The organism is Nocardia heshunensis, assembly GCF_054782115.1.
In genome coordinates, this window is record NZ_BAAGTC010000008.1 from 191,317 (window position 1) to 210,328 (window position 19,012).

Consider the following 19,012-nt stretch of genomic DNA (forward strand, 5'->3'; position numbering starts at 1 on the left):
CCTCGTTGTGTGGATCCCGGCCAAGAACACGCCGGGATGACGAGCAAGGGCCTCTTGCGCCGGCCCGACGCAAGAGGCCCTTGCGTAGCCGCGCAATACCGGTGCAAGGGGGGTGCAAGACCCGCCTCCCATGGTTATCGCATGACTTCTTACACACCTGCTGAGACTCTCGCCATCGAGGCGGACGGCTTGGTCAAGGTCTTCGGGGAGCAGCGGGCCGTTGACGGCGTAAGTCTCGCGGTGCCGCGGGGGGCTGTCTACGGCGTGCTCGGACCCAACGGGGCCGGCAAGACCACGACCATCCGCATGCTCGCGACCCTGCTGCGCCCCGACGGCGGCAGCGCCCGGATCTTCGGCCGCGATGTGATGGCCGAGCCGACCGCCGTGCGCTCGCTGATCGGTGTCACCGGCCAGTACGCCTCCGTCGACGAAAAGCTCTCGGCCACCGAGAATCTCGTCATCTTCTCGCGGCTGCTGGGCCTGTCCCGCAGCGATTCGCGCCACAAGGCCGCCGAGCTGCTCGAGGAATTCGGCCTCACCGAGGCCGCCGACAAGCCCCTGGAGAACTTCTCCGGCGGCATGCGTCGCCGCCTGGATCTGGCCGCCAGCCTGATCTCGCGTCCTCCGCTGCTGTTCCTGGACGAGCCGACCACCGGCCTGGACCCGCGCACCCGCGCCCAGATGTGGGACACCATCCGCCGCCTGGTGCGGGAGGGCTCGACGGTGCTGCTCACCACGCAGTACCTGGACGAGGCCGATCAGCTGGCCGACCGGATCGCGGTCATCGACCGCGGCAAGGTGATCGCCGACGGCACCTCCGACGAGCTCAAGTCCTCGGTCGGCCTGTCCGCCCTACAGCTGACGCTGACCGACCGCGACCGCATCGAGGAGGCCCGAATCCTGCTGGGCGAGTTCCTTTCCCATGCGGCCGGGCACCCGGTCGAGGCCACCGTCTCCCCCGAGGCGGGCCGCATCACCGCGCCCCTGCCCGACCCCTCCATCACCACCGACATCCTGATCCGGTTGCGCGAGCACGACATCCGGATCGAAGAGATCAATGTCGCCAAGCCGAGCCTGGACGAAGTGTTCTTCGCACTCACCGGCCACGCCGCCGAGGACGACAACGACGAGACCGAACGGAGCGCGGCATGACCACGACTCTCACCGCACCTGCGGGGCGGCACGCGGCCGAGGCCGCACCCATTCCCCAAGTCAGCAATCACATTCCGTTCAAGCAGACCGTGGCGAACTCGTTCACCATGGCCTACCGCGGAATCCTCAAGATCAAGCACAATCCCGAGCAACTCTTCGACGTCACCGTCCAGCCGATCCTGTTCACCGCGCTGTTCGCGGGCATCTTCGGTGGGGCCATCGCACACAGCGTGTCCGGCTACCTGCCGATCCTGATCCCGGGCCTGCTGGTGCAGACGGTGGTGCTGACCTCCGTGGTCACCGGCACCCAGATGCGCGAGGATATGGACAAGGGCGTCTTCGATCGCTTCAAATCCCTTCCCATCGCCCGCATTTCGGCCCTGGCGGGCGCACTGCTGGCGGATATGGTGCGCTACGGCCTGGCGACCGTGCTCACCATCACCATGGGCATGATCCTCGGCTACCGTCCGCACGGCGGGTTCGTGGCCGTGGTGGTCGCCGGTCTGCTGGTGGTGTTCTGCTCCTTCGCGGTCAGCTGGATCTGGGCGCTGGTCGGCATCACCGGTAAGAGCGCGGCCGCGGTACAGGGCATCTCGATGATGATCATGTTCCCGCTGACCTTCATGTCCGGCGCGTTCGCCCCGGTCTCGACGATGCCGGGCTGGCTGCAGGGCATCAACAAGGTCAACCCGATCTACTACATGGTCAATGCCGCCCGTGAACTGATGAACGACAACGTCTACAGCCACAACCTGGTGTATTCGCTCATCGGCTCGGCGCTGGTGATCGTGATCTTCGCCCCGCTGGCGGTGAAGGCGTACATGCGGCGCGCCTGACGCGCTGTTACTCGCCCCGCGGTTGGAACGCCCGTCCATCGAGAAATTCGATGGACGGGCGTTCTGTTATGGTCGGTCCGGTGCATCCGTCCCCCGCCTCCACAGACCGAATCTCCATTCGGTCGAATTGGTGTGCATGGTTGACGGGTGTCGTGATTGTCATGGGGCTCATCGCCGCCGTCGCGGGATGGGGCTCGTCACAGCGCGATTCACTGGTCGTGGCGGACGGGCCGGTGGCGGCCGCCACACAGCCGCAGGTCACGCAGGATTCCGGGCATTCGGTGCTGGACACCGCCCCGGTCTGCCGCAAGCAGGAGCATCCCGCCTCCGCCCCCACCGGCACGCTGGCGTCACCGCCGCGGGTCCTCGGCGATCAACTCGCCGCGGATTGCACCGCCCTGCAACCGGAATTCCCTCATTCCCAGCAGTTTTCGATCGGAAAACAACCGCGAGCGCCCACTCTTCCGGTGGCGGCTCCGCATCTGACGACCGTGCTGATCATTTAGAGCTTGCTCGATGATCCAGCACCTTTTCGTCATTCTCGATGCAGCCGTTGAGGAGTACTCGCATGTCCCGAAAACTGAAGAATCCCAAGGCTAGAAAGTCGTTCGCCGGTCTCGCCATCGTGGCGGCCGTCTGCCTGCTCGCCATTGCCGCCTTCCAAATGCTGGGCGACGACAAGAAATCCGATAAGCCGGCCACTGCGGCCGAGCTCAATCCGGCCTATGCGCAATTGGCGAAGATGGCCCGCCGCGACGCGCACGATCCGATGGCCATGGGCCGGGCCGACGCGCCGGTGGTGATGGTCGAATATTCCGACTTCCAGTGCCCGTACTGCAAGGTGTTCGCCACCAAGATCGAGCCGCAGCTCATTGCCGACTACGTCGACAAGGGCGTCATGCGCATCGAGTGGCGCAGCATGGCCATCTTCGGGCCGGAGTCCGAGGACGCGTCGCGTGCCGCCTGGGCGGCCGGGCAGCAGGGCAAGTTCTGGGAGTACCACAAGGCGCTGTTCGACCATGCGCCCGCGAAGAAGAACACCGGCGCGTTCACCCGGGACAAACTCGCCGACCTGGCCACCACCGCGGGCGTTCCCGACCTCGACAAGTTCCGCGCCGACCTGGACTCCCCCGCCGCCAGCGCGGCCGTGCAGGGTGATGTGAACGAGGGCATCAATATCGGCGTGAACTCGACCCCGGCCTTCCTGATCAATGGCCGCCCGATCCTGGGCGCGCAGCCCGTCGAGCAGTTCCGCGCCACCGTCGACGCCGCCGCCAAAGTTGCCGAGCAGGCCACCGAATGACCGGCGGCATCAGTTTTTTCGCCGCGTTCCTGGGCGGCCTGCTGGCCTTGCTGAGTCCGTGCAGCGCCCTGCTGCTGCCGAGCTTCTTCGCCTACTCCTTCGAGAACCAGGGCAAGCTGCTCGCCCGCACCGGCGTCTTCTACCTGGGCCTGTGCACCACGCTGGTGCCGCTCGGCGCGGCGGGGTCGATGGCCGGGCGGCTGCTGGTCGGGCATCGCGAGGTACTGATCGCGATCGGCGGCTGGACCATCATCGTGCTCGGTGTCGTCCAAATCCTCGGCCGCGGTTTCGCTTTCGGCTTCGCCCAGCGTGCCGCGGCCAAACAGAGCCGCCCCGAGCAGACCGGCGCGGTGTACCTGCTCGGCCTGGTCTACGGCCTCGCGGGCTTCTGCGCGGGCCCGATCCTGGGCTCGATTCTCGCGGTGGCCGCCCTCGGCGGCTCACCGGTCCACGGCGGCCTGCTGCTGGCGGTCTACGCCCTCGGCCTGGCCGCCCCGCTGTTCGTGCTGGCGTCACTCTGGGACCGCTTCGAACTGGGCAAGCGAAAGTGGCTGCGCGGCCGCACCTTCCGGCTCGGCCGCCTCGAACTCCACACCACCTCGGTGCTCTCGGGCCTGTTCTTCATCGTCCTCGGCGCCCTGTTCCTGGCCTTCGACGGCACCGCCGCCCTACCCGGAATCCTCAGCGCCGACACCGAATTCGCGTTGGAGAACCGGGTCAAACAGCTCGGCGACCTGGTCTCGAACTCGACGGTGCTGCTGGTGTTCGCTGCTGTCGCGCTGGGTGTGCTGGCCTGGCGGCTGCTGGGTGGCGATCGCGACGACAGCTCAGAGGGTTCCGCTGATCGCGGCGAGATGTCCCAGGACCCGGTTGGCGGCCTTACGACGTCCCAGGCCCGCGATTGACTTCGAGGCGGCGCTGATCCGGTCCTCCCCGAGCATGGCGCGGTGCAGGTCCAGATGTCGCCGCCACTGCATCGACGGGTAGTCCTGGCGTCCGAACACCTTGGGCGTCAGGAGGATCAACTCCACCCCGAGCTCGACGTGTTGCCCGGTCGCCAGCAGATAGGTGCCGACCGCGCAGCTCATCGACCCGATCTGCGGCAGATCCCAGTACTGGCCACCCATCACCTGGACGGCGGCGTCGACGAGTTCGGCGGCCGTGCCGCGCATCAACTCGGCGTCGCCGTAGAGGATGTGGGCGTCGATGACGGCGGCCACATAGATGAACGTCGCCGGCCCCGGCATGCCCAGATTGTGCGGCCAGGCCATCAGCGCGGGTACCTGCCGGAAACGACGCAGGCCGGTCTCGATATCGCCCTCGGCGAGTTCGATTTCTGCCAGCGCGGCGGCCACCGCGGCGAGCCGGTGATTGGGTTTGGTGACCACCGCGTCGACCGGCAGTTCACCCACCACGTCGAGAGTGGGCTCGAGCGCTCGGCGCGCCTCGGCGGGCTGACCGGTCGCGGCCAGCGTGATCGCCAGCAGGGCACGGATTTCCACGGCCTCGTCCCGGGCCCGCAGTTTCTCGAGCAGTTCGACGGCCTGCCGGTAGTAGCCGACCGCCCGGTCGTAGTGCGCGGTCTGGCCGTGCATGCTGCCGAGATGCTGCGTCGTCATGGCGATGCCCCAGGTGTCTTCGACACCGGTGAGGGCCATGGCGGTCTCCGCGTCCTTGATCGACCGGTACACCATGCCGTCGTTCTCGCACAGGTTGGCGCGCAACAGCAGCGCCGCGAGCTGAATCTGCTCGTCCGGCGACCGGACACCCGCACTCAGCTGCCGCGCCAGCTGCCAGGTATCGCGGGGCCCGGTGGCCAGTCCACCGAGATAGCGCGTGACCGGGCTCATCGGCGCGCCCGAGGCCAGCAGGCGGCGGATGGTGGTCCGCACCCGGGCTGCATCGCGAAAATCGGTGCCGCCGAACATCAGATGCATGCCGAGCATCAGCTGGCCGTAGACATAGAGGTCGGTGGCGGCCGAGACGGCCGGGTAGGCGACCGGCGGCAGCGCGATGATGCGCGGCGACCAACTGATCAGTTCGGCGTGCGCGCCCCGCAACATCCACAGTCCGGCCAGGATCGGGAACACGGTGTGTACCGTCTCGCGGTCGCGCCGCTCCAGCGCGTAGCGCAGCACGGCCACCAGATTGTCCGCGTCCGCACCCAGTGCCAGAATCGCGGGCAACTGTTCGTCGGTGTGATAGCGGCGCGCGGTATCCACCGCGAACTCCCTGGCCCACTCCGACATTCGGCCCATCACCAGATCGGTCTCACCGGTGAAGGCCAGCTGCTCCTCACCGAATTCGCGGACCGTCTCGAGCATCCGGTAGCGGGTGCCACCCGCCTCGTCCTCCAGCACCGCCAGCAGCGACTGGCTCACCAGACCATCCAAAGCCATTGCGGGATCGTCGATCTCGGGACCGGACAGCAGGCATTCGGCCGCCTCCAGGGTGAATCCGGCGGGGAATCGACACAAACGGCGCAACGCCACCCGCTGCGGCTCGTCGAGCAGGTTCCAGCTCCACTCGATCACCGCATGCAGGGTCCGATGCCGTTGCGGCGAACTGCGATCCCCGCTGCGCAGCAGCGCGAACCGATGGTCGAGCCGGGAGTCGATCTCCTCCACGCTCATGGTGCGCACCCGTGCGGCCGCGAGCTCGATGGCCAGCGGCAACCCGTCGAGGGTGCGGCACAGTCTGGCCACCACCTCGGCATCCAGCCGCACCGACGGCCGCACCGCGCGGGCGCGCGCCTCGAACAGATCGGTCGCGGGCGACCCGGCGGCGTCGATCGTCAACGGCGGCAAGGGATAAACGGCCTCGGCCGTGATCTCCAACGGCGCGCGGCTGGTGGCGAGCACGGTCAACTGATCGCTGGCCCCCACCAGATCGGCCACCACCTCGGCGACCGGCTCGATCAGGTGCTCGCAATTGTCGAGGATCAGCAAGGTCGGCCGCGCACCCAGGATTTCGCGCAGTTTCTGGCGAATATCGCGACTCTGCTTCTGCGCCAGCAGGCGGGTCTCCCACACCACATCGGCCACCCCGAGCGTGGCCGCGATGGCCGCCTCGATCTCGAACCGGGTGTCGGTCGATCCCTCGGAATCCGCACGCAGCGACGCCAATTCGACCAGCGTTACCGCCGTCTCGTGCGCCATCCGCGCACCCAGCTCATTGGCGATGCGGGTCTTGCCGGTGCCGCCCGGCCCGAGCACGGTGACCACCCGCGAGAACCGCAGAATCTGTTCCAGCGCAGCCAGATCCGCCTCCCGACCCAGCAGCGGATTCGGCGCGGCCCGCAGGCCGATGGCGGGCTCCCCCGCCGGTTCGCGCGCCTGCGCCGTCGCCGCCCGACTCGACAGCGCGCGGCCCTCGCCGGACTCGAAGCCACGCCGAGTACCCGACGAATCCCAGTGCGGTCGAGCGACTTCCGCCCCGACTCCCGAGTTGCCGGGGGTCACCGAATTGCCCGTGTTCAGCGTGCGGCCCTCGGCCGACCCCGGGATTCCCGCGTGCGCCGCGCCGCCGCGACCGCGGGCGTCGGATCCCGCCGCGCCGATATCGGATACCGCGGCCAATTCGCGCACCGCGTCGGCGGTCCCACGTCCGGTCGAGGATCCCCGCTCGAGGGCGGCCGGATCATCGTGCGCGGCCACACCGTCCACTGCGTAGCCATGACCGCTCGAACCCGCACCGCGCACCCGACTCGGTTGTCCGGGCAGCGGTTCGCCGCGCAGGATCGCGGTGTTCAAGGCGACCAGGGCGGGTCCCGGGTCCGCGCCGAGTTGATCGACCAGGCGGGTGCGCAGCGTGGCGAAGACGTCGAGGGCCTCGTTGGTGCGGCCCGCGGCGGCGAGCAGGCGCATGAGGGTGCCGTGGGCCGGTTCATCGAAAGGGTCGGCGGCGCAGGCACGTTCGGCCAGTTCGATGGCGCCGAGCAAGTCGCCGATGGCCTCGCGCGCGGCCAATTCGAGCACGTCCAAGGCGCGGAGACGAGTGGCGGCGAGGGTGGCGAGTTCCTCGGCGACGGGGCCCGGCGGGAGATCGGCGGCGGGTTCGCCGCGCCAGAGGGTACGGGCGGCGGCCAGCAGGTCCAGGCAGGTGCGGTGATCGCCGACCGTATGGGCTTGGCGGGCTTGCTTTTCCAGCTGCTGGGCCAGGGTCAGGTCGACCTGTTCGGGGGCGAGGACCAGCCGGTATCCGGCCGGGCCGATTTCCAGCGCGCCCTCGGGCAGCGCGGAGCGTAGTCGCGAGACCTGCGTGTGCAGCGCGTTCATCGGTGCGCGGGGCGGCGCGTCACCCCAGACCTCGTCGATCAGCGCCTGCGCGCCGCGGCTGCGGCCGGGGTGCGTGGCCAGGGCCGCGACCAGCAGGCGGGCCCGGGCTCCGGGTACGGCGGCGAGCGCACCGTCGCGGCGCAGTGCGATCTCGCCCAGCAGGGCCACCAGGGTCGAGTCGACCACGTCCGCCACCCGCGCGCTTCCCGTGCTCGAACTGCCGTTATCCGAAATCATCCCTTGCCAATCCTAGGTGAGCCATCGGGCCGATGCCGGATGTGTCCGATGGCGAGCTGCGCCCCGTTCACATTCTCGGTGGGGTGAGCTCCGCGGCTGGCCGGACCTCGGTTTACCCGATCGACCCGACTCGTTTCAACAGGTTTTGCGCAGGGTCGGCCGTCGCGGCTCCGCAACGCCTAGGCTCATGCCATGGCCGAATTCGACATTCACCGGGAAACGGTCATCAAGGCCGATCCCACCCAGCTCCAGGCACTCATCGACGATTTCCACCAGTGGCGCAAGTGGTCGCCCTGGGAGGACACCGACCCGGCCATGGAACGCGTCTACAGCGGCGCGGACCGCGGCATCGGGGCCCGCTATTTCTGGAACGGCAATCGCAAGGCCGGCCGCGGAGATATGGAGATCACCTCCGCCACCACCGATCAGATTGGCATCAAGCTCAACTTCGAGAAGCCGTTCAAGGCATCCAACCAGGTCACCTTCGAGTTCCGTCCGGCCGGCGACACCACCGCGGTGACCTGGCGCATGACCGGGCAGCAGAACGGCATCATGGCGATCGTCGGCAAGCTGATGCCGATGGACCGCCTGGTGGGCAAGGACTTCGAGAAGGGGCTGGCCCAGCTCAAGGCCGCCGCCGAGGCCTGAATCGGCACGAATGGACTCGGGGAGGCGCGGCCGCCGACCCTCGCATTAGGCTGCGGTGCATGGCTACAGCAGCGCAGTGGATCGAGGGCGCGCGGCCGCGTACCCTTCCGAACGCCATCGCCCCGGTCCTGGCGGGCACGGGGGCGGCCGCCTCGATCAGCGGGTTCGTGTGGTGGAAAGCGATACTGTGCCTGCTGCTTTCGGTGGCCCTGATCATCGGCGTGAACTACGCCAACGACTACTCCGACGGCATTCGCGGCACCGATGACGAGCGGGTCGGCCCGCTGCGCCTGGTCGGTTCGAAACTGGCCGCGCCCACCGCCGTCCGCAATGCCGCCGTCGCCTGCCTGTCGCTGGGCGCGGTGATCGGCCTGATCCTGGTGGCCACCAGCGCCTGGTGGCTGATCCTGGTGGGCGCCGCCTGCCTGGCCGGGGCCTGGTTCTACACCGGCGGCCGGAACCCGTACGGCTACAGCGGTTTCGGCGAGATCGCGGTGTTCGTGTTCTTCGGCCTGGTGGCGGTGCTGGGCACCGAGTTCGTGCAGGCCGGGCGGGTGGAGTGGGCCGGACTGGCGTGCGCGGTGGCGGTGGGTTCGTTCTCCAGCGCCGTGCTGGTCACCAATAATCTGCGCGACATTCCGACCGACACCGAATCCGGCAAGCTCACCCTGGCCGTGCGGCTGGGCGACACCCGCACCCGCACACTGCATCTGGTGCTGTTGGCGGTGCCGTTCCTGGCGAGCCTGGCGCTGGTGGCGCGGACGCCGTGGGCGCTGGCCGGGCTGATCGCGCTGCCGCTGGCGTGGAAGGCCAACGAGCCGGTGCGGTCCGGCAAGAACGGGCCGGGACTGATTCCCGCCCTTGCCGGTACCGGTCTGGCCATGCTGGTGTGGTCGATCCTGACCGCCGTCGCGCTGGCGATCTCGGGGCTCTAGTCCTCGTCGGGGACGAGAATGCCGAGCACCCAGTTGACCAGCGAGATGATCACGCCGCCGAGTACCGCGGCCCAGAAGCCGTCCACCCGCAGCCCGTAGTCCGTGGTGCCGGTGATCTTCGCGGTCAGCCACAGCATGAGCGCGTTGATCACCAGCAGGAACAGGCCCAGCGACACCACGATGAAGGGGAACGAGAGCAGTTTCACGATCGGTTTCACCAGCGTGTTCACCAGGGCGAACACGACGGTGATGGCGGCGATCACCAGAATCTTGCTCTGCGTGGTGTCTTCGGGGGTTTTGATCTCGATGCCGGTCACCCAGGCGGCAGCCAGCCAAATGGCCACGCCGTTGATCAGCAGACGTATCAGGAGCGTCATGCCCCGATCGTAGGGCGAGATCATCCCGGAGGCCGGACATCCCCGGTCAGGCCGCCCGGTCGAGGTGGCCGGATACGGCGTCGCGCAGGGCCGCCACCGCCTCGTCGTCCCCGAGCAGGCGGCGCGTGACGGCATTGGGCGCGCGCAGCACGGCCAGCATCATGTGCCCGGCCACGATGCGGTCGTCCTTGCGCGCCAGCGCCTCGCGCAGCGACAGTTCGATCACCTTCTTGGATTCCTTGGCGAACGGAATGTGGCCGCGCGGACCGCCTTCCGAACCCCAGTACTTGCCCCAGCGAGACTTCTCCTCGGGCACGGCCGCCTGGTCGAGGGCGTTCTCGCCGAAGGTGGCCTCCAGGCTTTCGCGCACGGCGTCGAGGTCGATGCCGATGGAGCGCAATGCTTCCGCGTCCTCCGCGCCGAGCGGTTCGCTACTGCGCTTGCGGGCCACCGCCTCTCGCACGCTCTCGGCGGTGAGCCCGTGTGCGGCAAGCACTTCCCGCAGTGCCTCGTCGGGGCTGACGAGCAGGCCCAGCAGCACGTGCTCGACCTCGATGCTCGACGAGCACAGGTCGCGTGCTTCTTCCTGGGCCATCACGACCGCGAATTTGGCGGCCTTGTCGAATCGTTCGAACATCAGCGGATACCGCCCTTCCGGTTGTACTTCTGGTGGACCGCCTGCCGGCTGACCTCGAGCGCGTCCGCGATGGCCTGCCAGGACCAGCCCTGCTTGCGGGCATTGCCGACCTGGATGGCCTCGAGCCGCTCGAGCAACCGACGCAGTGCCAGCACCGCGCGGAGCCCGACCTGGGGGTCGGGGCTGCCGGCGGCGGCCGCCAGAGTCGTTGCTTCACTCATGAGTGTCAATTTACGTTGACACTCACGGCGCGTCAACGAAAATTGACACCAACCGGAAAGATGTTCAGCCCCAGGGGATCAAGGGAGCGAACTCACGCACAGAGTCCGTCCAGTCCCACACCGTGTCGGGATCGACGGGGATGCCGTCCTGCAGGCACAGCCGCCAGCCGCGCGGATCCTTCTCCCAGAGATCACCGTCCCGATCCCGGTACAACCCGAAGGCTATCGGCTCCCAGGCATTACCCCCATCGGCCGACTCCGGCCGCACGGCCGTGCCGGGCACCGCCGAGAGCACCCAGGGCCCGACTGTGACATTGATATCCAGAACCGGCCGCGGTTGCTGCCCCAATTCGACTCCTGATTTGTTGTTGTTTCAAACTATTGGAGCAGAGCGGTGTACCGTCCAGTCCCCCACCCGGAGACCGCGGGGGTATCCGTCGGCAACCGAGCGTGTACCTGACGGCGATACAAGTAAGGTCAGCCTAAGTAAATGGATGGAGTACCCACGTTCGGCGAGTACATTCGCCAGCGCCGCACCACCGCGAATCTCACGCGCCCGCAGCTGGCCTGGTTGGCCAACCTCTCGGTGCCCTACCTGACCAAGATCGAAGGCGGCGCCAACCCATCACGCCGGGTCATCGAATCCCTCGGCACCGCACTGAAACTGCCGCCCGCCGAATTCGAGTACGCGCTGGTGCTGGCCGAAGGGCCACTGCCCCGCATCGAGGCCGACCACCCCACCCCCGCCGACCAGGAGTACCTGGACCTACTCAACCCCGCGATCGGCGCCTACATCACCGGACTTTACGACATCGTCGCGATCAATACCGCGCACCGCGAACTGTTCCTCGAGCTCGAGCCGGGGATCAACTACCTGGAATGGCTGATCTTCAATCCGGTCGCGCGCACGGTGATGGTGAACTGGGACGCCGAGACGCGCGCGGCCGCCAGCCGCTTCCGGATGCAACTGGCCCGCAGCGGCGAGGACGAGCGCGGCGCCGAGATCCTAGGCAAGTGCCTGACCAATTCGGACTTCGCGCTGATGTGGCGATCCGACGCGGTCGCCGCCGAGCGCAGCCATCTCGTCAAGCTGGTCCGCGATCCGCGGACGCTGGCCATCACCGAGTTGCGGATCAATCTCTGGCGGACGCAATCGACGCTGCAGTCGTGGTTGTTGGTACTGGGCACGACGGTCGATCGGCCGACCGCGGTGACCCGTCCGGTGGTGCGTCGGCGCCCCGAAACGTCAAGGCCTGTTAACACCAATAGGGACCCAAAAAACCGACCGGTAAGACCGGAAGAAGCTGCGCCAGCTAACGATCCAACCCCTACAAAACCGCTACAGCAAATTGATAGCAATCTTCGGGATGGTTGATCATCGGTAATCGGCGGACTGCCGTGCCGTGCGAAAACTAACCCGACCAAGTACCGGTGGCGATGAATTCGGCCAGCACCGTGGCCGGTTCGGTCAAGCTCAGCCCCTGGTCGGCAACCCATTCGTCATTGAAATAGGTTCCGGCATAACGGTCTCCACCGTCACACAGTAGCGTCACCACACTGCCGGTACGGTTCTCCGCGATCATGTCGGCAATCAGGGCAAACGCCCCCCACAGGTTGGTACCCGTGGAACCGCCCACCCGCCGGCCCCGCACCGTCCCCGCGTGCCGCGCGGTCGCCACCGACGCCGCGTCGGGCACCTCGATCATGCAGTCCACGACACTCGGCACGAACGAGGGCTCCACCCGCGGTCGCCCGATTCCCTCGATCCGCGAGGGCATTCCGGTCTGATACGCCAGGTCGTCGACCTCGTAGCCGCCATAGAAGGCCGAGTTCTCCGGATCCACCACGGCCAGCCGGGTCGCATGCCGCTTGTAGCGCAGATACCGGCCGATGGTCGCGCTGGTACCGCCGGTGCCCGCGCCCACCACCACCCACTCCGGGATCGGATGGTTCTCCAAAGACAGCTGCTGGAAGATGGATTCGGCGATGTTGTTGTTGCCGCGCCAGTCGGTGGCGCGCTCGGCATTGGTGAACTGGTCCATGTAATGGCCGCCGGACTCGGCCGCCAGACGCGCTGCCTCGGTATAGATGTCGGGGGCCCGATCCACCAGATGGCAACGGCCGCCCTGCGCCTCGATGAGCGCCAGCTTCTCCGGCGAGGTCTTGGCCGGGACCACGGCCACGAAATCCAGTCCGAGCATGCGGGCGAAATACGCCTCGCTGATGGCGGTCGATCCCGAGGAAGCCTCCACCACGGTGGTGCCTTCCGTGACCCAACCGTTGCAGATGGCGTACAGGAACAGTGATCTCGCCAGCCGGTGTTTGAGACTGCCTGTCGGGTGGGTGGATTCATCCTTCAGATAAAGCTGAATGCCCCACTCGTCGGGCAGCGGGTAGCGCAGCAAATGCGTGTCCGCACTGCGCTGGGTGTCGGCATCGATGAGCCGCACCGCATTGTCGACCCAATCGCGAGGTGCGCTGCGATCGCAGCGTTTCACTGCTCGTCCTTGCCCTGCAGCCGCGACATCAGCTGCTCACGCTCCTTGCGGCGCTTGGCATCCACGGCGGTGATGTCCCGATTGACCTGCTGGCGCAGCTTCTTGAACAGCAGCAGCGACAGCGGCATGGCGATGAGCAGCGCGAACAGCATGGCGACCAGCAGCGGAACGGTGACGTGCACGAGCGCGCCCACGCCGAGGATGACCACGGTGATGACGGCGACCAGTCCGAGCCTGGCCACCGTGTAGAGGGCGAAACTGCGGGCCAGACGGCGGCCCGCGCTTTCGGTCGGGGTTGCGTCACTCACGCAGCCCAGCGTAGGTGACCGGGTCGGAGCCGCTGCCGCAGGCCCGAATGTCGCTGGAGATTCGCTGGCCCCCGGCCAAACGTGACCGTAAACACATAACGGATATCCGTTTTGTCTATTACTTCCTCTTTACCAAAGCGAGACCGTTCGAACACCCGGGGGTCGCAGTGCAACGATGTCGCTACTGATGAGGGATCTGTCGAAACGGAAAGGTTTGCGAATGACTGCGTTCACCGCGGCGAGCCGCGTAATGGGTTCCGTCAACGGCCAGGACACACTGCTCACGCCAGGCCAAGTCGCTGCCCTGTTCCACGTCGATCCGAAGACCGTGACCCGCTGGGCTCACGCCGGACGACTGGGCTCCCTGCGGACTCCGGGCGGCCACCGCCGGTTCCGCGAATCCGAAGTCATGCAACTCCTGCGGTCCCTCACCACCGAGGCCCGCGTGTAACACCCATTTTCACGGATTACCACCCGCTTCACGTGCCTCGGGTACGCACTCGGATTACCCTCGATGTCAGGAGGTGAGCGACGTGACGTACCTGTTGGCACTCATCGCGGTAGTCGCCATCGCGATGCTGTGCTGGAAAGCTTTCGGACCCCAGCGATCGGCCGGCACCGGCCCAGCACCCGCTCGGCACCACCGCATCATCGGTCCAGAAGACGATCCGGATTTCCTCGCCAAGCTCTCCCGGGAGCATCGAGATGGCGATTCCACCTGAATTACCGAAGCTCGCCAACGAGTTAGCCATATAGCCGAATGTGACCGTCCCCCGTGGAACCCGCGCCAGCGCAGCCCACGGGGGACGCGTCGTTTTCCGGTGCTTCAGGCGAAGGTCAACTCGGGGATGGTGGCCATCAACTCCTCCCACTCCGGGTACAGCTCGACCTTGCGCCGATGCAGCGCTTCGATCTTGGCGGCCAGCTCCGGGTCCGGATCATCCGAAAGGTCCGGCCCGATCACCAGTTTCGCGAAATGCGGCGCGATCTCCGGGTCCCCGGCCAGATGCACCGGGTCGTGCAGATAGCGCTCCAACGCCGCGAGATCCTCGATGCCCACACAGAAGGCATGCGTCACCCCCTCGGCGGGATCGCCGAGGTGCTGCCCGACGGTCGAGAAACTGACCGAATCGACCGAGGCGGTGCGCCGCATGGCCGCGAGCACTTCGGCGCGCTGCGCCTCGGACGTCTCGTCTCGGAAGCGGAATCGCAGGATGTGCACGATCATGACTACTCCTTGAATTGAACTTGCTGGTTCAGAAATAGTTACCAGCCGGTCCAAGTAGAGCTTATTGAACCCACGAGTTCAATAGTTCGAACGCGGACGTACGATGGCGAGGTGACCACAGCGAAGGCGAGCCGCGGCCGAATCGACAAGCGGCAGGCCATCCTCGACGCGGCCCTGACCGTCTTCGCCCGGCGCGGCTACGCCCAGGCGTGCGTCCAGGAGATCGCAGACGCCGCGTCCGTCGCGAAACCGACGGTCTACAACCACCTCACCGACAAGGAAACCCTTTTCCGAGAGGCGATTTCGGCCGCCGCGGAGGTGATCGGGAACCAGGCCCTGACTGCGCTCGAGCCGCTGCGCGAGCCGGGCACGGACCTCACCGCCGCCGTCACCCACACCGCCGAGCTACTGCTGCGCGCCTGCTCCGACGAGCGCGCGCTGGCCCTGCACCGGCTCACCTACGCGCAAGCTGCCGACTTCCCCGACCTGGTCGACATCGTGCTGCGGCACACCACCCTGCGACTGCGGGAAACCCTCGCCGACCGGCTGGCCCGGCTGACCCTGGCCGGCCGGCTGCGACACAGCGACCCGGCCGTCGCCGCCGAACAATTCCTCGCACTGCTCAGCGGACCGCTGGAAATCCGCTCCCACCAGGGCAATCGAGCGGTCCCGGGGCCGGAACTGCTGGCCCTGGCCCAGGCCGCGACCGACACCTTCCTGCGTGCCTACCGCGAGTGAGCGCCGGGCGCGCCGCGGGGCCATACTGAGCAGGTCCTGTTCCTCAGCGGTCGCAGGCCGGAGGTGCCTCGATGGAGCATCAACAGAATCTGTCCCAGGACGCGCGCCGCAAGGTCGGCGATGAGCGAGCCGCCATCCGGCGAGCCGAGCGGCGGGATCACCTCGCGGAGATGAATCTGATCCGCCAGGAATCGGGCGGGGATTACGAACCGCCGACCCGCGAGGACGCGGCGGAGACCACCGAGCGGGAACGGGCGATCACCCCGCGCGTCGAGCGGCACGAGGCGAGATCGGCGGCCCACACCGAAATGCGTTTGGCCAACGGTGATTTCGGAGGTCCAGGCCAAGTGCTCGGGGACGATACCCCGGTGGTCGAGGACGGGGTACTGGAGGACGGGGTCTAGGGCGCGAAGCGGTAGCGCACCAGATCGGTTGCGGCGCGCGACATTCGGTCGAAGGGTTCGATGCCGCCCTCGGCCCGGCACAGCACGTGCGCGCCCTGCAGCAGGGTGAGCAGCGTGGTGGCCAGGTCGGCGGCGACCGCGGGCTCGACACCGGCGGCCGTCAGGCGTTCGGTAAGAGTCGTTGTCCAGGAATCGAATGCGGTGGCGGCGACGGTGCGCAGATCGCCGCTGTCGGGGTCGACCGTGACGGCGGCGACGGCGCAGCCCGCACCCTCGGCCGACGCCTCGACGACCGGACGGACCAGGGCGAGGAACGCCTCGACCAGGCTCAGCGGATCGGCGGCCGGGAGCGCGGCCAGATGCTCGCGGACCTGGTCGCCGTTGCGGGCCGCGGCGGTGGCCACCAATTCGGTCTTGCCGCCGGGAAAGTGGTGGTAGATCGCGCCGCGTGCGGCGCCGCTGGCGTCCAGGACGGCGGTGAAGGACATGCCCGCGACACCCTTCTTCTGCAGGGCGTCGATGGCCGCGTCGATCATGCGGTCGCGGGTGGTGGCCGCCATGGTTTCTCTCCCAACCGTTGACTAGTACGGCCATCCTAGTACACACTCGATTCGCTAGTACGTACGTACTAGCCCGTCGAGAATGGAGTACTCCGTGCCCATCACCGTCACCGCACCCCGCGGCATCCTCACCGACCGCGGCGAACACGAGATCCTGCCCGCCCTCACCGCCGCCCTGGCCGCGGTCAGCGGCGGCACCGGCAATGACTTCTTCACCGGAATCATCGGTGGCACAGTGCATTTGCTGCCGCCGGGCGACGTCTACGCCGGGGGTGAGAACCGGCCGATCGTCATGGTCGAGCTCAAACTGCCGAATATCGGACTGCCCGATCCGGCCGCACGCGCGGCCTTCATCACCGCGGCCACCGACATCGTCGCGGGCCTCACCGCCGAAACCCATCGGCGCGAGGACATTTGGGTCAATATCCTCAATGCGCCCGACGGGGCGTGGGGCATCGGTGGCCGCGCCTACACCGGCGAGGCGCTGATCGCGGCGGTCACCGCCGCGGCCCACTGACCCAGCGGCCCAACGCATTCGGGGCGAGACGAGAAGTCCTCGCCTCGCCCCGAAACACGGTGACCGTCAGTTCTGCAGCGCGTCCTCTTCCGCCTTGCGCCTGAGGTTTTCGGCGACCTCTGCCTCCCAAGCCTGATTGGCCTTGGTGGTGTCGACCTCGAATTCGAAGCGCTGCACCGACTTCGGGTCGATATCGGCCACGTCCACGTAGAACTGGTCATACCAGCGACGCAGCTGGTAGACCGGGCCATCCTCCTCGGTCAGCAGCGGATTCTCGATCTTGGACTTGTGCTTCCAGATCTCGACATCCTGCAGGAAGCCCTCGCCGATGCCCTTGGTCATCTTCTTGGCGATCCGGTCGGCCTGCTCGTCGTTCACACCGGTCGGCTTGCGCACCGACATGCCGTACTGCAGCACGAACGCGTCCTGCGAGATCGGGTAGTGGCAGTTGATCAGCACCGTCTCGAGCTCGAACCCGCTGTAGTTGTTGACCAGCGGATTCACCATGTAGGACGGCCCGAAATAGGAGGCCACCGACTTGAGCGTGGAATCGCCTCCGTACTGGGTGGCCATGCCCTTGTCCGGCCGGGCCGTGGAATCCAGGTACTGCGTCGCGACGTGCCCCTCGAAAACGTTCTTGAAGAACGTCGGATACGCGAAGTGAATGTAGAAGAAGTGGGCCATGTCCACGACGTTGTCGATGATCTCGCGGCAGTTGGACCCCTCGATCACCATGGACTCCCAGGTCCACTCGGTCCACCCGTCCGACAGCCCCTCGGTCCCGTTGCCGTCGGCATCGGTGTACGGCCCCTCGATATAAGGAATCGTCACCTCGTCGGTCGGCGCACTGCCCTCATGGTCATGCCACACGAACAGTTGCCCGTTGCGCTCCAACGTGGCCCACGACCGCGTCCGCGCCAACGGCGGCACCCGCTTCGCATACGGAATCCCCGTGCACTTCCCGTTCCCACCCCACCGCCAGTCATGGAACGGACAAGCAATCGAATCCCCCTTCACCTCCCCCATACTCAGATCGCCCCCGAGATGCCGGCAGTAGGAGTCGAGCACATGCAGCTCCCCCTGACTGTCAGCGAAAATAACCAACTTCGTCCCGAACGCCGAAACCTGATGCGGCTTCCCATCCCGAAGATCCTTGGCCAGCCCCACACAGTGCCACCCCCGAGCAAACCGAGTAGGCGCAGTCCCCACATCGATCTCCCGGACCTTACCGACCCGACCCTGCGGCGCCACTGCCATGATGAGCCTCCAGCTCGCAAACTAGAACACGTTCTAATCACTGTCGCTTAACACGGTACATCCCATCCCTACGCTCCGGTAGATCCCCCCGAAAAACACGAAAACCCCGGCACCACAGTGCCGGGGTCCCCGCGGGCCCGTTCTCACCGAAAGGCGCCTGGCCCGCATACGAGCCGCTGGGCCATGCACTGATCATCACCTGACCAGGCGCGGTCGGCGTCCAGGACGCGACAACATCCTTGGCGGCAAGCAAGGGGACTGAAACAGGCTATCTCAACTGACTGACATGCGTTTCAGACTCCTGTTAGCCTGCGTCAGCTCCCCGATACGGGGACTGTTCGACACTTGGGAGGGATTCTCTTGAACGCAACACGGGTCAAGCGTGGGTTGGCTACCGGCTTCTCGGGGCTCATCACGTCGGCGGCCGTCGCCGCGGTGATTGCCGCTCCAGCACTCACAGCGCCGTCCGCGGCGGCCGACATGACCAGCAACAACGCCACCCTCGCCGGGAGCAATTTCACAGTCGGCCAAAGCTATACGTACACCTCGACGATCCCGGTCCTGACGAACGCGACCTTTGTTCTGATCGACCAGGACGTCACCGGTAATACACTGAACAGCACGACGAAGACGCCGGTATCGAACTGGTCGGGCTCCACCGCGTGGACACCGAAAACCGCCGGTACTCACCAGATCTGGCTCGAGGAAGACCTCAACGGCAACTCGCAATACATCTCGGCCATCATCACCAACATTGCCGTCGTCGCCGCCCCCGCGTCGACCGGAAGCGCCTCCTCCATCCCGATCATCGGAGGCCTGCTGAGCAGCCTCTCGGCCAAATAGGCCGCTCAGCAACGAGGTTCGGCCCGCTGTGGGCCG

The 19,012-nt window shown here is 66.9% G+C and carries 24 protein-coding genes; 14 read left to right on the forward strand and 10 right to left on the reverse strand.

The window, feature by feature from the left end; translation table 11 throughout:
* Positions 1–141 precede the first annotated feature (141 nt).
* The 5 genes from ACYVN4_RS27020 (at position 142) to ACYVN4_RS27040 (ending at position 4,196) form a co-directional block, all read left to right on the forward strand.
* On the forward strand, positions 142–1,152 hold the full coding sequence (locus ACYVN4_RS27020; protein ID WP_460724814.1) for an ATP-binding cassette domain-containing protein: 1,011 nt from the start codon (positions 142–144) through the stop codon (positions 1,150–1,152).
* Complete coding sequence (locus ACYVN4_RS27025; RefSeq protein WP_460724815.1) at positions 1,149–1,988, forward strand: ABC transporter permease; 840 nt, start codon at positions 1,149–1,151, stop codon at positions 1,986–1,988. The genes ACYVN4_RS27020 and ACYVN4_RS27025 overlap by 4 nt, the downstream gene beginning before the upstream one ends.
* Positions 1,989–2,149: 161 nt before the next feature.
* Positions 2,150–2,494, forward strand: coding sequence for a hypothetical protein (locus ACYVN4_RS27030; RefSeq protein ID WP_460724816.1), 345 nt, complete (start codon positions 2,150–2,152; stop codon positions 2,492–2,494).
* A gap of 62 nt (positions 2,495–2,556) precedes the next feature.
* Positions 2,557–3,291: a DsbA family protein gene (locus ACYVN4_RS27035; RefSeq protein WP_460724817.1), complete on the forward strand. Its 735-nt coding sequence runs from the start codon at positions 2,557–2,559 to the stop codon at positions 3,289–3,291.
* A complete protein-coding gene (locus ACYVN4_RS27040; protein ID WP_460724818.1) occupies positions 3,288–4,196 on the forward strand; it encodes a cytochrome c biogenesis CcdA family protein in 909 nt (302 codons plus the stop codon). Before ACYVN4_RS27035 ends, ACYVN4_RS27040 begins: the two co-directional genes overlap by 4 nt.
* On the opposite strand, the gene ACYVN4_RS27045 is transcribed toward ACYVN4_RS27040, so the two are convergent.
* Positions 4,119–7,805: an AfsR/SARP family transcriptional regulator gene (locus ACYVN4_RS27045; protein ID WP_460724819.1), complete on the reverse strand. Its 3,687-nt coding sequence runs from the start codon at positions 7,803–7,805 to the stop codon at positions 4,119–4,121. The two genes, ACYVN4_RS27040 and ACYVN4_RS27045, sit on opposite strands and share 78 nt — an antisense overlap.
* 192 nt (positions 7,806–7,997) lie before the next feature.
* On the opposite strand from ACYVN4_RS27045, the gene ACYVN4_RS27050 reads away from it, so the two are divergent.
* The gene (locus ACYVN4_RS27050) at positions 7,998–8,453 is read left to right on the forward strand and encodes an SRPBCC family protein (protein WP_460724820.1); all 456 of its coding nucleotides are present in this window, start codon (positions 7,998–8,000) and stop codon (positions 8,451–8,453) included.
* A 59-nt stretch (positions 8,454–8,512) separates the two neighbouring features.
* Positions 8,513–9,388, forward strand: coding sequence for a 1,4-dihydroxy-2-naphthoate polyprenyltransferase (locus ACYVN4_RS27055; RefSeq protein ID WP_460724821.1), 876 nt, complete (start codon positions 8,513–8,515; stop codon positions 9,386–9,388).
* Here ACYVN4_RS27055 and ACYVN4_RS27060 read toward each other — a convergent pair.
* The 4 genes from ACYVN4_RS27060 to ACYVN4_RS27075 form a co-directional block, all read right to left on the reverse strand.
* Positions 9,385–9,765: a phage holin family protein gene (locus ACYVN4_RS27060; protein WP_460724822.1), complete on the reverse strand. Its 381-nt coding sequence runs from the start codon at positions 9,763–9,765 to the stop codon at positions 9,385–9,387. The two genes, ACYVN4_RS27055 and ACYVN4_RS27060, sit on opposite strands and share 4 nt — an antisense overlap.
* A 46-nt stretch (positions 9,766–9,811) precedes the next feature.
* The gene (locus tag ACYVN4_RS27065) at positions 9,812–10,402 is read right to left on the reverse strand and encodes a Clp protease N-terminal domain-containing protein (protein WP_460724823.1); all 591 of its coding nucleotides are present in this window, start codon (positions 10,400–10,402) and stop codon (positions 9,812–9,814) included.
* Positions 10,402–10,623: a hypothetical protein gene (locus ACYVN4_RS27070; RefSeq protein ID WP_040813561.1), complete on the reverse strand. Its 222-nt coding sequence runs from the start codon at positions 10,621–10,623 to the stop codon at positions 10,402–10,404. The genes ACYVN4_RS27065 and ACYVN4_RS27070 overlap by 1 nt, the downstream gene beginning before the upstream one ends.
* A gap of 64 nt (positions 10,624–10,687) precedes the next feature.
* Positions 10,688–10,972 (reverse strand): hypothetical protein, encoded by a 285-nt coding sequence (locus ACYVN4_RS27075; protein WP_460724824.1) that lies wholly within the window; start codon positions 10,970–10,972, stop codon positions 10,688–10,690.
* 141 nt (positions 10,973–11,113) lie between these two features.
* Between ACYVN4_RS27075 and ACYVN4_RS27080 the strand changes: the two genes are divergently transcribed.
* Positions 11,114–11,998, forward strand: a complete 885-nt coding sequence (locus tag ACYVN4_RS27080; protein WP_460724825.1) for a helix-turn-helix domain-containing protein — start codon at positions 11,114–11,116, stop codon at positions 11,996–11,998.
* Positions 11,999–12,035: 37 nt separating this feature from the next.
* Here the strand turns inward: ACYVN4_RS27080 and cds1 are convergent, their stop codons facing one another.
* Both cds1 and ACYVN4_RS27090 read right to left on the reverse strand, forming a co-directional pair.
* Positions 12,036–13,121 carry an L-cysteine desulfhydrase Cds1 gene (gene cds1, locus ACYVN4_RS27085; RefSeq protein WP_460724826.1) on the reverse strand — a complete coding sequence of 362 codons (1,086 nt, stop codon included), beginning with the start codon at positions 13,119–13,121 and terminating at the stop codon, positions 12,036–12,038.
* A complete protein-coding gene (locus ACYVN4_RS27090; protein ID WP_460724827.1) occupies positions 13,118–13,429 on the reverse strand; it encodes a DUF4229 domain-containing protein in 312 nt (103 codons plus the stop codon). The genes cds1 and ACYVN4_RS27090 overlap by 4 nt, the downstream gene beginning before the upstream one ends.
* 220 nt (positions 13,430–13,649) lie before the next feature.
* Here ACYVN4_RS27090 and ACYVN4_RS27095 point away from each other — a divergent pair, with 220 nt between their 5' ends.
* Positions 13,650–13,880, forward strand: coding sequence for a BldC family transcriptional regulator (locus ACYVN4_RS27095; protein WP_379360364.1), 231 nt, complete (start codon positions 13,650–13,652; stop codon positions 13,878–13,880).
* Between the two features lie 82 nt (positions 13,881–13,962).
* Positions 13,963–14,151 (forward strand): hypothetical protein, encoded by a 189-nt coding sequence (locus tag ACYVN4_RS27100; protein ID WP_460724828.1) that lies wholly within the window; start codon positions 13,963–13,965, stop codon positions 14,149–14,151.
* A gap of 104 nt (positions 14,152–14,255) precedes the next feature.
* Here the strand turns inward: ACYVN4_RS27100 and ACYVN4_RS27105 are convergent, their stop codons facing one another.
* Positions 14,256–14,657, reverse strand: a complete 402-nt coding sequence (locus ACYVN4_RS27105) for a Dabb family protein (protein ID WP_460724829.1) — start codon at positions 14,655–14,657, stop codon at positions 14,256–14,258.
* Positions 14,658–14,768: 111 nt separating this feature from the next.
* Between ACYVN4_RS27105 and ACYVN4_RS27110 the strand changes: the two genes are divergently transcribed.
* Positions 14,769–15,395, forward strand: coding sequence for a TetR/AcrR family transcriptional regulator (locus ACYVN4_RS27110; protein ID WP_460724830.1), 627 nt, complete (start codon positions 14,769–14,771; stop codon positions 15,393–15,395).
* Positions 15,396–15,466: 71 nt separating this feature from the next.
* Positions 15,467–15,799: a hypothetical protein gene (locus ACYVN4_RS27115; protein ID WP_460724831.1), complete on the forward strand. Its 333-nt coding sequence runs from the start codon at positions 15,467–15,469 to the stop codon at positions 15,797–15,799.
* Here ACYVN4_RS27115 and ACYVN4_RS27120 read toward each other — a convergent pair.
* Positions 15,796–16,359, reverse strand: a complete 564-nt coding sequence (locus tag ACYVN4_RS27120) for a TetR/AcrR family transcriptional regulator (RefSeq protein WP_460724832.1) — start codon at positions 16,357–16,359, stop codon at positions 15,796–15,798. The two genes, ACYVN4_RS27115 and ACYVN4_RS27120, sit on opposite strands and share 4 nt — an antisense overlap.
* Before the next feature lie 82 nt (positions 16,360–16,441).
* Between ACYVN4_RS27120 and ACYVN4_RS27125 the strand changes: the two genes are divergently transcribed.
* Positions 16,442–16,876: a hypothetical protein gene (locus ACYVN4_RS27125; RefSeq protein ID WP_460724833.1), complete on the forward strand. Its 435-nt coding sequence runs from the start codon at positions 16,442–16,444 to the stop codon at positions 16,874–16,876.
* A gap of 66 nt (positions 16,877–16,942) precedes the next feature.
* Here ACYVN4_RS27125 and ACYVN4_RS27130 read toward each other — a convergent pair whose 3' ends face one another.
* Complete coding sequence (locus ACYVN4_RS27130) at positions 16,943–18,133, reverse strand: Rieske 2Fe-2S domain-containing protein (RefSeq protein ID WP_460724834.1); 1,191 nt, start codon at positions 18,131–18,133, stop codon at positions 16,943–16,945.
* A gap of 360 nt (positions 18,134–18,493) precedes the next feature.
* On the opposite strand from ACYVN4_RS27130, the gene ACYVN4_RS27135 reads away from it, so the two are divergent.
* On the forward strand, positions 18,494–18,976 hold the full coding sequence (locus tag ACYVN4_RS27135; RefSeq protein ID WP_460724835.1) for a hypothetical protein: 483 nt from the start codon (positions 18,494–18,496) through the stop codon (positions 18,974–18,976).
* Positions 18,977–19,012 lie beyond the last annotated feature (36 nt).